This window comes from Modicisalibacter radicis (assembly GCF_900961225.1).
In the GTDB taxonomy this organism is placed as follows: domain Bacteria; phylum Pseudomonadota; class Gammaproteobacteria; order Pseudomonadales; family Halomonadaceae; genus Modicisalibacter.
The window spans coordinates 22546-36785 of record NZ_CAAHFN010000120.1; the positions used below are offsets into that span (position 1 = coordinate 22546).

General features: G+C 67.1%; 13 protein-coding genes. 9 read left to right on the plus strand and 4 right to left on the minus strand.

Going from position 1 to position 14240, the window contains the following annotated elements; translation table 11 throughout:
• Positions 1 to 36: 36 nt before the first annotated feature.
• A complete protein-coding gene (locus HR9077_RS19275; protein ID WP_244613372.1) occupies positions 37 to 2862 on the minus strand; it encodes an insulinase family protein in 2826 nt (941 codons plus the stop codon).
• Positions 2862 to 3548 carry an SOS response-associated peptidase gene (locus tag HR9077_RS19280; protein ID WP_136068928.1) on the minus strand — a complete coding sequence of 229 codons (687 nt, stop codon included), beginning with the start codon at positions 3546 to 3548 and terminating at the stop codon, positions 2862 to 2864. Before HR9077_RS19280 ends, HR9077_RS19275 begins: the two co-directional genes overlap by 1 nt.
• Positions 3549 to 3705: 157 nt before the next feature.
• Between HR9077_RS19280 and HR9077_RS19285 the strand changes: the two genes are divergently transcribed.
• Positions 3706 to 4320 (plus strand): TetR/AcrR family transcriptional regulator, encoded by a 615-nt coding sequence (locus HR9077_RS19285; RefSeq protein WP_136068929.1) that lies wholly within the window; start codon positions 3706 to 3708, stop codon positions 4318 to 4320.
• Complete coding sequence (locus HR9077_RS19290) at positions 4317 to 6197, plus strand: MFS transporter (RefSeq protein ID WP_244613373.1); 1881 nt, start codon at positions 4317 to 4319, stop codon at positions 6195 to 6197. Before HR9077_RS19285 ends, HR9077_RS19290 begins: the two co-directional genes overlap by 4 nt.
• A gap of 20 nt (positions 6198 to 6217) precedes the next feature.
• Here HR9077_RS19290 and HR9077_RS19295 read toward each other — a convergent pair whose 3' ends face one another.
• Positions 6218 to 7504 (minus strand): HlyC/CorC family transporter, encoded by a 1287-nt coding sequence (locus HR9077_RS19295; protein WP_136068930.1) that lies wholly within the window; start codon positions 7502 to 7504, stop codon positions 6218 to 6220.
• Positions 7505 to 7592: 88 nt separating this feature from the next.
• Positions 7593 to 8393, minus strand: coding sequence for a cytochrome C assembly family protein (locus HR9077_RS19300; RefSeq protein ID WP_136068931.1), 801 nt, complete (start codon positions 8391 to 8393; stop codon positions 7593 to 7595).
• 229 nt (positions 8394 to 8622) lie between these two features.
• On the opposite strand from HR9077_RS19300, the gene ffh reads away from it, so the two are divergent.
• The 7 genes from ffh (at position 8623) to HR9077_RS19335 (ending at position 14183) form a co-directional block, all read left to right on the plus strand.
• The gene (ffh, locus tag HR9077_RS19305) at positions 8623 to 10053 is read left to right on the plus strand and encodes a signal recognition particle protein (protein WP_136068932.1); all 1431 of its coding nucleotides are present in this window, start codon (positions 8623 to 8625) and stop codon (positions 10051 to 10053) included.
• Positions 10054 to 10220: 167 nt separating this feature from the next.
• Positions 10221 to 10472 carry a 30S ribosomal protein S16 gene (rpsP, locus tag HR9077_RS19310; RefSeq protein ID WP_136068933.1) on the plus strand — a complete coding sequence of 84 codons (252 nt, stop codon included), beginning with the start codon at positions 10221 to 10223 and terminating at the stop codon, positions 10470 to 10472.
• A gap of 13 nt (positions 10473 to 10485) precedes the next feature.
• Positions 10486 to 11046: a ribosome maturation factor RimM gene (rimM, locus tag HR9077_RS19315; protein WP_136068934.1), complete on the plus strand. Its 561-nt coding sequence runs from the start codon at positions 10486 to 10488 to the stop codon at positions 11044 to 11046.
• A 47-nt stretch (positions 11047 to 11093) separates the two neighbouring features.
• The gene (gene trmD, locus HR9077_RS19320; RefSeq protein ID WP_136068935.1) at positions 11094 to 11885 is read left to right on the plus strand and encodes a tRNA (guanosine(37)-N1)-methyltransferase TrmD; all 792 of its coding nucleotides are present in this window, start codon (positions 11094 to 11096) and stop codon (positions 11883 to 11885) included.
• Positions 11886 to 12049: 164 nt separating this feature from the next.
• Complete coding sequence (gene rplS, locus HR9077_RS19325; protein ID WP_136068936.1) at positions 12050 to 12406, plus strand: 50S ribosomal protein L19; 357 nt, start codon at positions 12050 to 12052, stop codon at positions 12404 to 12406.
• Between the two features lie 108 nt (positions 12407 to 12514).
• Positions 12515 to 13417 (plus strand): site-specific tyrosine recombinase XerD, encoded by a 903-nt coding sequence (gene xerD / locus HR9077_RS19330; protein WP_136068937.1) that lies wholly within the window; start codon positions 12515 to 12517, stop codon positions 13415 to 13417.
• A gap of 4 nt (positions 13418 to 13421) precedes the next feature.
• Positions 13422 to 14183 carry a DsbC family protein gene (locus HR9077_RS19335; RefSeq protein ID WP_136068938.1) on the plus strand — a complete coding sequence of 254 codons (762 nt, stop codon included), beginning with the start codon at positions 13422 to 13424 and terminating at the stop codon, positions 14181 to 14183.
• Positions 14184 to 14240 lie beyond the last annotated feature (57 nt).

Below are 14240 nucleotides of genomic sequence, written 5' to 3' on the forward strand. Positions count from 1 at the left end.
GCGGGCGCTTTTGCTGGGTGGGTAGTGAACGGCGGTTCAGCGCCGTTCGGGCAGTGCCTCGAAGTCGGCGGTCAGTGCGCTCACGTCGCTAGGCGAATCGCCGGGGGCGAAGGTGACGATCAGTGCCGGGCTCGCCAGCAGGGCCCGCCAGGCGTCGCGAATGTCCGCTACCCCGAGGGTCGAGACCCGCTCGGCCAGCCGCTCGCGGCGATCGAAGTCGGTGCCGTCGTAGGCCAGTTCGTGCCACAGCCGCTGGGTCAGCTCGGATAGCGACGAGGCGCGCTCGAGCAATCGGTCGTGCACGGCCTGACGGTAGGGCGCGAGGCTGGCTTCGTCGAGTGCCGCCAGGCGTGCGTCGAAGTCCTCGAGGAAGGCATCGATACGCGACTGGATCCGCCCGACGGCGGCGCTCGGCGACTGTACCAGCAGATTGAGTCCGGGCGCCTCGAGCAGTGGCTGGTAGCCGGCGTTGACGATGTAGCCGAGCTGCTCCTCGGTGCGCAACTGCGCGTAGAAGGGGGTCTCTATCAACTGGCCGAGTACCGCCAGCCGGGCCTGGCTGGCCAGCGAACTGTCACTGCCCTGCAGGTAGCGCAGCACGGCGCTGTCGTTGCGTGTCGAGTCCGGGTGCAGGGTCGGCGGATCGCGGGGCACGTCCAGCGTCTCGAGATCGGGGATCGCCGAATCGGCCAGCCCGGGGGCCAGCTTGTTGGCGACTTCGAGCCCGATGCGGCGGGCGCGCGCCGGCTCGAGGTTGCCGACCGCCAAACTTTCCAGGTGCAGGTCGGCGAGGAAGCGCTGGCGATAGGCGCGCAGATCGTCGGCGTCGAGCGTATCGATGGCCTCGAGCAACGCGGAACTCGGCCAGCCGGGACGGATCAGCGCATCGCCCAGGGTCTGCTGCATTTGCTGATAGAGCGGCCCCTGCGGAGCATTGCGCCACTGGCGCTCGAGTCCGAGCCTGACGCGTGCCACGCTGTCCGGTGCGATCTCGCCGTGGCGCAACTGCTCGAGCACGCGCTGAACGACCCGCTCCTGATGGTCGCGCCAGCCGGAAAACGACAGCGTCATGCCGCGCCCATGGGCGTAGGCGTTGAACGACTGGCCGGCCAGCCGCGCCGGGTAGAGTGCCTCGTTGAGGCTGTCGTTGAGCCAGCCGGCGAGCAGCCGGGTGAGCGCGGCGTCGTGTGCGTCGCGTGCGGCGGCGGGGTTCTGCAGGCTGAAGCGCCACTCGGCCCGCGGCGTACCGAAGCTCGCGTCGGGGCGATACCACAGGGCGTGCTCGGGGGTGTCGATCAGTGCCTCGGGCGCCGCGGAATCGAGCGGCAGAAAGCTCAGGTCCTCGGCGATGTAGGGGTTGGGCTCGGGCAGGGCCAGGCCGCCGAGCGGCGCGGCCGAGGGCCAGTCGTCGACGCGCGTCAACCGATAGGGCGCGTCGAACCACTCGGTGGTCTTGTCGCCCTCGACATCGGGGCCGCTGTAGACGCGCAGCAGCCGCTCGGGGGTGAGCCCGGCGAGGATCTCGCGCAATTTCTCGGGCTGATAGCCATCCATGCGGTAGGGACCGTACTGGACGTCTTCGAGTGGGTAGTAGGCCATGTTCATTGCCAGGCTGCTGGCGACGCGCACCGGCTCGCCGCGCTGCTGGAAGCGGAAATCCTGCTCGGCGAGGCGGGCCTGCTGCCGATAACGCCAGGCATCGAGGCCCGTCTCGCGGATACGCTCGATCATCGCGAACAGGCTGGCCTGAATGCGGTCGAGTCGCTCGGCGCCCTGTGGCGTCAGGCTGACATCGACCACGAACAGTGCATCGTCGCCGTCGCCGCGGGCGCTGCCCGCGGAAAGCCCGTCGGCCCAGCCGGCGTCGCGCAACGCGGCCAGCAGGCTGCCCGGGCCCTCGTGGCCCAGCAGGTTGGCGAGGTAGTCGAGCGACTTGTGGCGATAATCCTGCTGCGGGTCGGCGATGGGGAAGGCGAAGCGCACCTGGCGGCGATCCTCCAGGCTCTCGACCGCGAGGCGTGCCGGCAGCTGTTCGTCGGTCAACAGCGGCTGGGGCAGCGTGGGGCGGGTCAGGCCCCGGTCGGGGACGGCGGCGAAGTCGTCGCGCACCCAGCCTTCCAGGGTCTGAAGCGACTGCGGGGCGACCACCACCAGATCCATGACTCGGGCTCCGTAGTGGGCCCGGTAGAAGTCGATCAGCGATTGGCGCAGCGGCTGGTCGCCGTCGTCGAGCGTGTCGAGGCTGCCCACGGCAAATCGTGTTGAGGGATGCTCGGGGTTGAGCGCCCGATCCATGGCCTCGCTGATGCGGCGAGCGTCGTCGCGCAGCCGGGCCTGGTATTCGGAGTTCACGGCGTGGCGTTCGCGGTCGACGTACTCGGCGTTGAAGCGCGGGGCGACGAAGAACTGGCTGAAACGGTCGAGCGCGCCCTCGAGCGCGCCGGGCTCGATATCGAAGAAGTAGTTGGTGTCGCGGCTAGCGGTGAAGGCGTTGTGGCTGCCACCGTGCTGGTTGATGTATTGCTGGTAGCTGTCGGCTTTCGGGTACCGCTCGGTGCCGAGGAACAGCATGTGCTCGAGGAAATGCGCCAGACCGGGAATGGCCCCGGGGTCCTGACTGCTGCCCACGGCGACGTTCATTGCCGCGGCGGCCTTGTCGGCGTCGGGATCGCTGATCAGCAGTACCTCGAGCCCGTTGTCCAGCGTCAGGGTGCGGTAGTCGCGGCTGTCGTTGTCGCTGACGATCGGGGTGCCCGAGTCGGCCGCCGGTGCCGCGGGCGCGTCGCCGGCCATGGCCGGCGTGCCGACCAGCAGGCCTAGGAGCAGCGCAAGGGCGCCGGATCGGGGTCGCAGTGGATGCATCATGTCTCCTGTTCGCTATGCCAACGGACCATCTTGCCGGTGGGGCGGGCGCAGGCCCAATCCTGGTTGGCGGGATCGTTTACCTGCCTTGATACCGGAAAAGCGCCCAACAGTTCCAAGGGCGCCGGCAAAAGCGTGTCTCGCGCCCGTGCCAGCGGCGTCGCCGGGTCGAGCCACTCGGCGAGTCGTTGCGGTGCTATCAGCGCCGGAAAGCGGTCGCTGAGGGGGGCCAGCAAGGGGTTGGCGGGCACGGTGATGAGCGCCGTGGAGTCGTTGTAGGCGGTCAGCGTGGTGTGGTAGCGACACCACAACCCGGCCAGCAGCAGCGGGCCGCGATCGGCCCGGGTGATCAGAAACGGCTGCTTCATGCGTGGCTGGGTCTTCCACAGGTAGACGCCGCTGACCGGAATCACGCAACGCCGCGCGGCAAAGGCGTCGCGGAACATGGCGCGTTCGTCGAGGGATTCGGCGCGCGCGCAGTGCGGTGCGTGATCGAGCACCTTGAGCCAGGGTGGCGTCAGCCCCCAGAACGCCGTGGTCAGATGCGGTGCCTCGCCCACCTGGCGAACGATCGACAGGGGATTGCGCGGGGCGCGGTTGGGGCTTTGCTGCAGCGGCTGGTCGACGTGCAGTTCGTCCAGCAGGTCGGCGAGCGGATGCGCGGCGATGTGCAGGCGTCCGGCCATGGGCTCTCCTGAAGTGGTGCGCTGGCGCGCGGTGTCGGGTTGCCGCCGCCGATCAGCGGGCTTGCGTTTGCGCGCGGTGTCGATATGCTGGTGTGAAAACAGTGTTCGACCACGCCGTCCGACTTTATTTCGGGCGGGCGACGAGACGAGGAACTCAATGGCACGTCCCAGACAGCATGCGCCCGAGGCGTTGCATGCCCAAGTCATGACGGCATGCGATAACTGGCTGCGCGTGCAGCCCGTGCATACGCTGTCGCTGCGTGCGCTGGCTCGGGAGATCGGCTGCGCGCCCAGTACCCTGCTGAAGTTGTACGGCAGCTTCAACAATCTGCTGCAGTACGTCAACATCGAAACGCTCGAGCGCTTGCGTGGCGCCGTGGAGGGGATGGACGAGGCCATGCCGGAGCCGCGCCTCAAGGCGCTGGCGACGGCCTATTGGCAGTTCGCTCGCCAGGATCCCTATCGCTGGCAGTTGCTGTTCGACTACCCGCTGGCCCAGGAGGGCGAACTCGACCAGCGCCAGAGCAGCATGATCGAGGGGCTGTTCACCCGCGTCGAAGCCACCCTCAAGGAGTACCAGCCGGATATCGGCGCGCTCGAGTCGCGGCGCATGGCGCGCACGTTGTGGGGCAGCGTTCACGGCCTGGTGCAACTGGGACTCAACGAGCGTCTGGGCTATTGGCAGGGCCAGCAGCTCGAAGTCGGTGAGCTGCTCGATCAGTTGCTGACCACCATTCTTGCCGGGCTCAGGCACAGCCCGAGGACGCCGTGAGCCGATCGTTGCTGACGCGCCGCCACTTCGCCCCGTTCTTCTGGACCCAGGCGCTGGGGGCCTTCAACGACAACGTCTTCAAGAACGTCCTGCTGCTGCTGCTGACCTTCGTCGCCGTGCCCCGCCATGGCTGGGACACCGGGCTGCTCAACAACCTCGCGGCGGGATTGTTCATCCTGCCTTTCCTGCTGTTTTCGGCCTGGGGCGGCACGCTGGCCGACCGCCTCGACAAGCAGCGCCTGATACGCCGCCTCAAGCTGCTCGAACTCGCCACCATGTGTCTCGCCGCGGCGGCGGTATGGTTCGAACAGTTCCTGCTGTTGCTCGGCCTGCTGTTCATGATGGGCACCCAGTCGGCGCTGTTCGGGCCGGTCAAGTACTCGATCCTGCCGCAACACCTGCCGCGCACCGAGCTGGTACGCGGCAACGCCTGGGTCAACCTGGGCACCTTCGTGTCGATCCTGCTGGGGACCCTGCTGGCGGGGGTGCTGACCTCGTTCGATGAGCGTACCGCGCGCCTGGCGATCGCCGTCACCCTGGTCGGCGTGGCGCTGCTCGGCTGCCTGGCCAGCCTGGCGGTGCCGCCGGCGCCCTCCAGCGACCCGGGGCGAGTCAGCTGGCGTCCGTTTGCCGGCAGTGTCGCGGTCCTGCGCGACAGCTGGCGACAGCCGCGGATCTTCCGCGCGCTGGTGGGCATCAGCCTGTTCTGGTTCCTCGGCACCTGCTACCTGACCCAGTTGCCGGCATGGGTGCGCGATGTCGCCCAGGGTGGCGAGAGCGCGGTAAGCTGGCTGCTGGGGGCCTTTGCGCTGGGCGTGGGCAGTGGCGCGATGCTCTGCGCGCGGCTGTCCGCCGGGCGGCTCGAGCTCGGCCTGGTGCCGCTGGGCGCGCTGCTGATCGCCGTCGCCGGCTTTGCCTTCGCCGAGCAGCCGACGCTGGCCGGCGAGGCACTGACACTGAGCGAGCTGATCGTCGCCCCGGGTTTTATCGGGATGACGCTGGCGCTGGCACTGGTCGGCGTCGGCGGCGGGCTCTACATCGTGCCGCTCTACACGCTGGTGCAGGTCCTCAGCACCGATGACCGGCGGGCGCGCATGATCGCCGCCAACAACCTGCTCAACGCGCTGTTCATGGTGCTCGCCGCCGGCTTCGGGATCCTTCTGCTGAGCGTCCTCCAGGTATCGCTGTCCATCTTCTTCGCCTGGCTGGCGGGCATCGCCCTGCTGATCGGAATCGTGGCGCTGACGATCAACCCCCGCGCCGTGCTCAGGCTGGCGATCTTCGTGCTGACGCGGGTGCTCTACCGACTACGCTTCGCCGGGCGCGACCACATCCCGGCGGAGGGGCCGGCGCTGGTGGTCTGCAACCACGTCAGTTTCATGGATGCGCTAGTGATCGGTGGGGCCAGTCCACGCGCGTTGCGCTTCTTGATGGATCGCCCGATCTACGAGTCGCCCGGGCTGAACTGGTTCTTCCGGCTGGCGGGGGCGATTCCGGTGGATTCCGAGCGACGCGACCCCGGTGGGGTGCGTCGCGCCATGCAGGAGGTCAGCCGAGCGCTGCGCGACGGCGAGGTGGTGATGCTGTTCCCCGAGGGGCGCCTGACCACCGATGGCGAGGTTCAGGATTTTCGCCGCGGGGTCGACATGATCCTGCGCCGCGATGCGGTGCCCGTGGTGCCCGCGGCATTGGCCGGGCTGTGGGGGTCCTGGACGTCGCATTGCGAAGGCAGAGCCTTCACCAAGCTGCCGCGGCGCTTTCGCCCGCGGGTCGCGCTGGTGTTCGGCGAGGCGCTGTCGCCGGCGCAGGCCGACCGCGCAACGCTCGAGGCGCGGGTACGCGAGCTCAAGAAGGAGGCCGAGCAGAAGCTCGGCTAGCCTGGCCAAGGCCAGCGCCTCTATTCATAGGCAAGCCGGGTGCGACGTACCGACTGCCAGCAGCGCGCCGCGGTGATCAGGTTGTCCTTGACCTGGATGATCTCCATGCGCGTCGTGCCCAACTGCAGGCAGGCCGGTGCGTCGGGAAACGACTCGAGATGCTCGATGATCAGGCCGTTGAGGGTCTTGGGCCCGTCGGTGGGCAGCTGCCAGCCGAGCATCTTGTTGATCTCGCGAATGTTGGCGGTGCCCTCGATGACGTAGCTGCCGTCGTCCTGGAGATGGATCTCCTTGTGCATGCCGGCGACATCGGTGGTGAACTCGCCGACGATCTCCTCGAGGATGTCCTCCAGGGTGACCAGGCCCTCCACGTCGCCGTACTCGTCGACGACGATGCCGATGCGCCGCTTCTGTTGCTGGAAGTTGAGCAGTTGGGTATGCAGCGGTGTCGATTCGGGGATGAAGTAGGGCTCACGGGCCTCCTGGACGATCGCCGCCTTGGTCACTTCGCTCTTGGAAAGGAAGCGTGCCGCGTTGCGCAGATGCAGGATGCCGATGATGTTGTTGATATCGCCCTTGTAGACCGGCACGCGGGTGTGCTGGCTGGCGCGAATCTGGGCGAGGATGCTCTCCAGGTCGTCGTCGAGATCGATGCCGGCGATCTCGTGGCGCGGGACCATGATGTCGTTGACGGTGACGTTCTCCAGGTCGAGGATCGACAGCAGCATCGACTGGTGGCGGCGCGGAATCATGGTTCCGGCTTCGTGGACCACCGTGCGCAGTTCGTCACGGGTCAGGTTGTCGGCGCCGCCCTCGATGTTCTTGACCCCGAGCATGCGCAGCAGGCCGTTGGACACCGCATTGACCAGCCATACCAGCGGATAGAGCCCCTTGAGTAGCGGTTCCAGGGCCAGCGACGCGGGGAAGGCGATGCGCTCGGGCTTGATCGCCGCATAGGTCTTGGGCGTGACCTCGGCGAAGATCAGGATGACGATGGTCAGCGTCAGGGTGGAGATGGCCGGCCCCGATACGTCGCCGAAGAAATGGATGGCGATGATGGTGGCGATCGACGCCGCCAGGTTGTTGACGAAATTGTTGCCGATCAGGATCACTCCGATCAGGCGATCGGGGCGAGCAAGCAGGCGCATGACCCGTTCGGCACGCCGCTCTCCGCTCTTCGACTGATGACTCAGGCGATAGCGATTGATCGACATCATGCCGGTCTCGGAACTCGAGAAGAAGGCAGACAGGCATACAAGCAAAAAAAGCAGGCCGAACAGCAGTCCCAACGGGATGTCGTCGCTCAAGATCGAAGAGTCCTCAATCGCGTATCAAGCTCGTTTGTAGGGAATCGAGCGCCCTGGTGTCAAGGCGACGGGGCGCCGGCGCGGGCATTCAGACCCGGTTGAAGACCACTTCGAGGGCAAACTTGCTGCCGAAATAGGCCAGCAGCAGCAGCGCGCAACCGCCCAGCGTCCAGCGGGCCGCGCGGTTGCCGCGCCAGCCCAGGAAGTGACGGCCGGCGAGCAGCGTGGCGAAGATCACCCAGGCGGCGAATGACAACACGGTCTTGTGCACCAGGTGCTGGGCGAAGAGGTTGTCGAGGAACGCGATGCCGCTGACGATCGCCGCCGTGAGCAGCGCCATGCCGACCCAGATCAGCTCGAACAGGACCCGCTCCATGGTGGTCAGCGGCGGCAGCGACTGTACCAGCCCGCGGGTATGGTGGTGCCGCAGCGCCTGATTCTGGCGAGCCATCAGGAAGGCCTGGACGGCGGCGATGGCGAACACCGCGAAGGCCATGATCGAGGTCAGGATATGCACCATGATTCCCGGCGTGAGGCCGGCCCGATGGCTGCCGACCGGTAGCTCGGTGGCCAGCAGGATGGTCGCCGCGGCGATCGGGAACAGCACCACGGCGACGCTCAGCACCGGCTTGAAGAGGCTGGTCAGCAGCAGCAGGATGGCGACCAGCCAGCTGACCAGCGAGGTGCTGGCCGAGATCCCCAGGCTCAGTTCGCCGAGATCGGCCAGCGCGGAAGTCACCACCACGGTATGGCAGGCCACGGCGAGCACGCCCAGGGCGCGCACCAGGATCGGATGCGGAGGAACGCGGCGGTTCAGCGTCAGGCCCTGGCAGACGCCGCCGGCGACGTAGAACACCATGGCCAAGATAGCGAAGGGGAACGCCTGCATGAAAGGTCCTGCTGACCCGAGGGCTGGATGAAAAAACGAATCGATACGCGCGCCACTATAACGAATTGTGATTCCCGCGCCCAGCCCGCCGAGGACCAGCGTTGCCGCGGCGAGCATGGAGAGACGTCGCGTGAACGCGTATAATCGTCGCCCAAACGCGTCGTGCCCCGTGCGTGACGACCCCGTCCCGCCCATGCCGGGCACCGTGCACCCATAGCCGGAGAGTCACATGTTCGAGAGTCTCTCGGATCGTCTGTCGAAGACGCTCAAGTCGATTACCGGTCAGGCGCGACTGACCGAGGATAACATCAAGGACACCCTGCGCGAGGTGCGTCGCGCGTTGCTCGAGGCCGACGTCGCGCTGCCGGTGGTCAAGGCGTTCATCGAGCGTGTGCGCGAGCGAGCCGTGGGGCAGGAGGTCTCGCGCAGCCTGTCGCCGGGCCAGCAGTTCGTCAAGATCGTCCAGCAGGAACTCGAGGCGATCATGGGCGAGGGCAACGTGCCGCTCGAACTCAGGGGTACGCCCTCGGTGATCCTGATGGCGGGCCTGCAGGGCGCGGGCAAGACCACCTCGGTGGCCAAGCTGGCGCGTTTCCTGCGGGAACGCGAGAAGAAGAAGGTGCTGGTGGTGTCCGCCGACGTCTATCGCCCGGCGGCGATCGACCAGCTCGAGACCCTGGCCAGGGAGGTCGAGGTCGACTTTTTCCCCTCGGCCAGCGACCAGCAGCCGGTGGCGATCGCCAACGCCGCGATCAAGCACGCCAAGATCCAGTTCCACGACGTGGTGATCGTCGATACCGCCGGTCGCCTGCATGTCGACAGCGACATGATGGACGAGATCCAGGCCCTGCATAAGGCGCTCACGCCGCAGGAGACGCTGTTCGTCGTCGATGCCATGACCGGTCAGGATGCCGCCAATACCGCCAAGGCCTTCCACGACGCGCTGCCGCTGACCGGGGTCATCCTGACCAAGGCCGACGGTGACGCGCGTGGCGGTGCAGCGCTGTCGGTGCGTCACATCACCGGCAAGCCGATCAAGTTCATGGGCATGGGCGAGAAGGTCGACGCCCTCGAGCCGTTCCACCCCGATCGCGTGGCGTCGCGGATCCTCGGCATGGGCGACATGCTGTCGCTGATCGAGGAAGCCGAGCGCAGCGTCGACAAGGGCAAGGCCGAGCGGCTCGCCAAGAAGGTCAAGAAGGGCGACGGCTTCGATCTCGAGGACTTCCGCGACCAGCTCCAGCAGCTCAAGAAGATGGGCGGCATGGGGGGGCTGATGGGCAAGCTGCCCGGCATGGGGCAGATGGCCGAGGCGGCCCAGGGCCCGGGAATGGAAAAGGAGCTGGGCAAGCTCGAGGCGCTGATCAACTCGATGACGCCCAAGGAGCGCCACAAGCCGGAGATCATCAATGGCTCGCGCAAGCGCCGCATCGCCACCGGCGCCGGTCTTCAGGTACCGGACCTCAATCGTCTGCTCAAGCAGCACAAGCAGATGCAGAAGATGATGAAGAAGGTCGGCAAGAAGGGCGGCATGCAGAAGATGATGCGCGGCATGGGCGGAATGCCCGGCATGGGCGGCGGTCCGGGCGGACCCGGCGGCATGGGCGGACCCGGCGGCATGGGAGGGCCTGGCGGCATGGGCGGGTTCCCGCGTCGCTGAGCGGTTGCCGGACGTCGTCGCCGGCACGGAAAAAGGTTTCCAACGCCGACCGTTTTCCGTAGAATGCTGCGTCTTCGTGGCAAGCTGCGCGCATGCGCGGCGAATGACTGCAGCCGCAGTCATCACTGTGGCGTAATTTCTGAATACAACCGAAGGACAGTAACGCAATGGTTACCATTCGTCTGGCACGGGGTGGCGCCAAGAAGCGTCCCTTCTATCATCTGGCCGTCAGCGATTCGCGCAAGTCTCGCGATGGTCGCTTCATCGAGCGCGTCGGCTTCTTCAACCCGGTCGCCCGCGGCCAGGAAGAGCGCCTGCGTATCGACCTCGAGCGCATCAGCCACTGGCAGAGCCTCGGCGCGCAGGTTTCCGATCGTGTCGCCGAGCTGATCAAAGAAGCCCGCAAGCAGCAGGCTTGAGGCGAAGCCCGGCATGCCGAGTAACGCGATGAACGCGCCTGCGTCCGGCGCGCCGGACGACGAGTACGTCGTGTTGGGCAAGCTGACCAGCCCCCATGGCGTCAAGGGGTGGTTGAAGGTGTACTCGTACACCAGCCCGATGGACGGCATCCTCGCCTACCCCGAATGGGTCGTCCTGGCGCGCGGTGAACGCGTGACCCGGCGGCTGATTCAGGGCCGCCGCCAGGGCAAGGGCCTGGTGGCCAGCCTGGAGGGGGTCGATTCGCGGGAGCAGGCCGAACGGCTGGCGGGGGCAGAGATCCTGCTGCCCAAGCGGACGTTGCCGGCGCTCGAGTCGGGCGACTACTACTGGTATCAGCTCGAGGGCCTGCGGGTCGTGACGCTGCAGGACGTCGATCTGGGCTACGTGAATTACCTGTTCGAGACCGGTGCCAACGATGTGCTGGTGGTTCAGGGCGACGAGCGCAGTCTCGACGGCAAGGAGCGGTTGTTGCCGTTTCTGCCCGACGAGGTGATCCGCGAGGCGGATCTCGACGCCGGCCGGCTGACGGTCGACTGGGATCCGGATTTCTAGCAGCGGGGCTGCCCGTGCGCGTCGCCCATGGATACCAGGGATCTGCCGTGTGGATTGGTGTCGTCTCACTGTTTCCGGACATGTTCGAAGCCGTAACCGGCTTCGGGGTGACCGGGCGAGCGGTCAGCCAGGGGCTCCTGGACATCGAGTTCTGGAACCCGCGGGATTACGCCACGGACCGCCACCGCACGGTGGACGACCGCCCCTACGGCGGCGGCCCCGGCATGCTGATGAAGGTCGACACCCTGCGCCGCGCGATCCATGCGGCGCGCGAGCAGGGCGAGCGGCGCTTCGGCGCCCCGCCCAAGGTGGTCTACCTGTCGCCGCAGGGGCGGCCGCTGGACCAGCGGGGCGTGCAGCAACTGGCGGCCAGCGGCCCCCTGGTGCTGGTCGCGGGGCGTTATGAGGGCATCGATGAGCGCGTCGTCGAGAGCGACATCGACGAGGAGATCTCGATCGGCGACTACGTGCTGAGCGGCGGCGAGCTGCCGGCGATGGTGCTGATCGACGCGGCGGCCCGCCTGGTACCGGGGGTGCTCGGTCATCAGGGGTCCGCCGTGGAGGACTCCTTCAGCGATGGCTTGCTGGATTGCCCGCACTATACTCGCCCCGAGACGGTCGACGGGCGCCAGGTGCCGGATGTGCTGCTCAGCGGCAATCACGAAGCGATACGTCGCTGGCGCCTCAAGCAGTCGTTGGGACGCACCTGGCTCAGGCGCCCCGAGTTGTTGCAGAGCCAGGCGTTGAACGCCGAACAGCGCGAGCTGCTCGAGGCGTTCATCGCGGAATACGCCGATGCGGCGGAGGAGCGTGGCCCGGGGCCGGTCGAGACCGGCTGAAACCGTGGACGCCGCGCGTCACCCACATGTCGTTCCCGAGCCTCGAGCGTCGGGATCACACGCCAGGCGGGCGTCGCTTCGATCGCGCAACGATCGCAGGCGAGATGCACTAGAGAGCGTGTCGGCTCGCCCGCCGGCAAGAACGTCAGTCAAGGAGTTACATCATGAGTAGCAAGAACAAGGTGATCCAGGCACTCGAGGCCGAGCAGATGGAAAAGGCCGTTCCGGAATTTTCCCCCGGTGACACCGTGGTCGTGCAGGTCAAGGTCGTCGAAGGTACCCGCGAGCGTCTGCAGGCCTTCGAAGGCGTGGTGATCGGCAAGCGTAACCGCGGCCTGAACTCCGCCTTCACCGTACGCAAGGTGTCACACGGTGTCGGCGTCGAGCGGACCTTCCAGACCTACAGCCCGCAGGTTGCCACCATCGAGGTCAAGCGTCGCGGCGACGTGCGCCAGGCCAAGCTCTACTATCTCCGCGAGCGCAGCGGCAAGTCGGCGCGCATCAAGGAAAAGCTGACCTGATAAGCCCGCTTCGGCGAGCCACGCGACCCCGTCGCCGCATCATGCGGGGCGGGGTTTGTCGTATCTGGCCCCGGTGTATCCGGCTTCTGGCGATGACAAGGACGGCCCATGGGCGAGCGTGGTGACGACAGCCGACCGATCGATGCCTTTCTCGACGCGTTGTGGCTCGACCAGGGTGCCAGCGAGCATACACTGAGCGCCTATCGACACGATCTGACGGCCTGGCAGGCACGCCTGGTCGAGCGCGACGCCGGGCTGTTCGAGCCGGGCGCCGAAGCGTTGCCCGAGTGGCTGGATGAGCGCCGCCGGGCGGGTTACCAGCTGCGCAGCAATGCACGGCTGTTGTCGAGCCTCAGGCGCTTCTACCGCTGGGCGCTGGCCGAGGAGTTATGCGATGCTGACCCGCTGGTGGAAGTCCGCCTGCCCCGGGTGCACGCCAGGTTGCCCGACAGCCTCGACGAGGCCGAGGTCGAGCGGCTGCTCGAGGCGCCCGACATCGACGCGCCGCTGGGGCTGCGCGACCGGGCGATGCTCGAGCTGTTGTATGCCTGCGGGCTGCGCGTCTCGGAACTGGTCGGGCTGCGTCAGGACAGCATCAATCTGCGCCAGGGCGTGGTACGGGTGCTGGGCAAGGGCGACAAGGAACGCCTGGTACCGATGGGCGAGGAGGCCCAGCGCTGGATCGAGCGCTATCTGCGCGGGGGGCGTGGCCAGCTGATGGACGACATTCGCCAGGCACCGCTGTTTCCCGGGCGCCGCGACGGCTTCATGACCCGCCAGACCTTCTGGTACCGGATCAAGCACTACGCGCGGTTGGCCGGGATCGACAAGCCGCTGTCGCCGCATACGTTGCGCCATGCTTTCGCCACGCACCTGTTGAATCATGGGGCCAACCTGCGTGTCGTACAGCTGCTGCTGGGGCATAGCGATCTGTCGACCACCCAGATCTATACCCATGTGGCACAGGCGCGCCTGGAGGCGCTGCACGCCGAACATCATCCGCGAGGTTGAATCAATGCATCGAACGTCACGCACCCTGCTCGCCGGCCTGCTGGCTGTCGCCACCCTGTCGAGCGCTGTACTCGCCCAGGCGGCGAGCCCCGAGGCCGACGCGCTCGCCGACAGGCTGGTCGTCAAGGGCGAGCCGATGCCGGTCGAACGGGTCAGCGAGACGCCGCTGAAGGGCATCTACGAGGTACGTCTGAAAAGCGGCGAAACCTTCTACAGCAATGCCGCCGGTGATCATTTCATCGTCGGCGAACTGATCGCCAACCGTCCGGAGGGGCTGGTCAACCTGACCCAGCAGGCCAGCAACGCCGAGCGCGCCGAGCGTCTGGCCAGCGTGCCCGAGGACGAGCGGATCATCTACCGTGGCAGCGAGGCGCCCCGGGCCGTCATCCAGGTCTTCACCGACGTCACCTGTCCCTATTGCCGCAAGTTCCACGAGGAGGTGCCGCGGCTCAACGAAATGGGCATCGAGGTCCAGTATCTGGCCTTTCCGCGCAGCGGCCTGCAGTCCGACGGCGCGCGGCAGCTTGCCCAGGTGTGGTGCGCCGCCAACCCCGCCGAGGCGCTGAGCGCGGCCAAGCGCGGCGATACGCCGAGCAACGCCCCGGACTGCGACAATCCGGTCCCTGAGCAGTATCATCTAGGGCTCGATCTGGGCGTGCAGGGCACACCCGCCATCGTGCTGCCCGACGGGCGCATGGTGCCGGGCTATGTCCCCGCCGAGCGGCTGGCCAACATGCTTGGCCTCGAAACAGGCAAGTCCGGCTGAGAGCGGACGGGTTGGACACAGGGATCGGCCTTGAAGGCCGGATCGGGTTTTTACAGA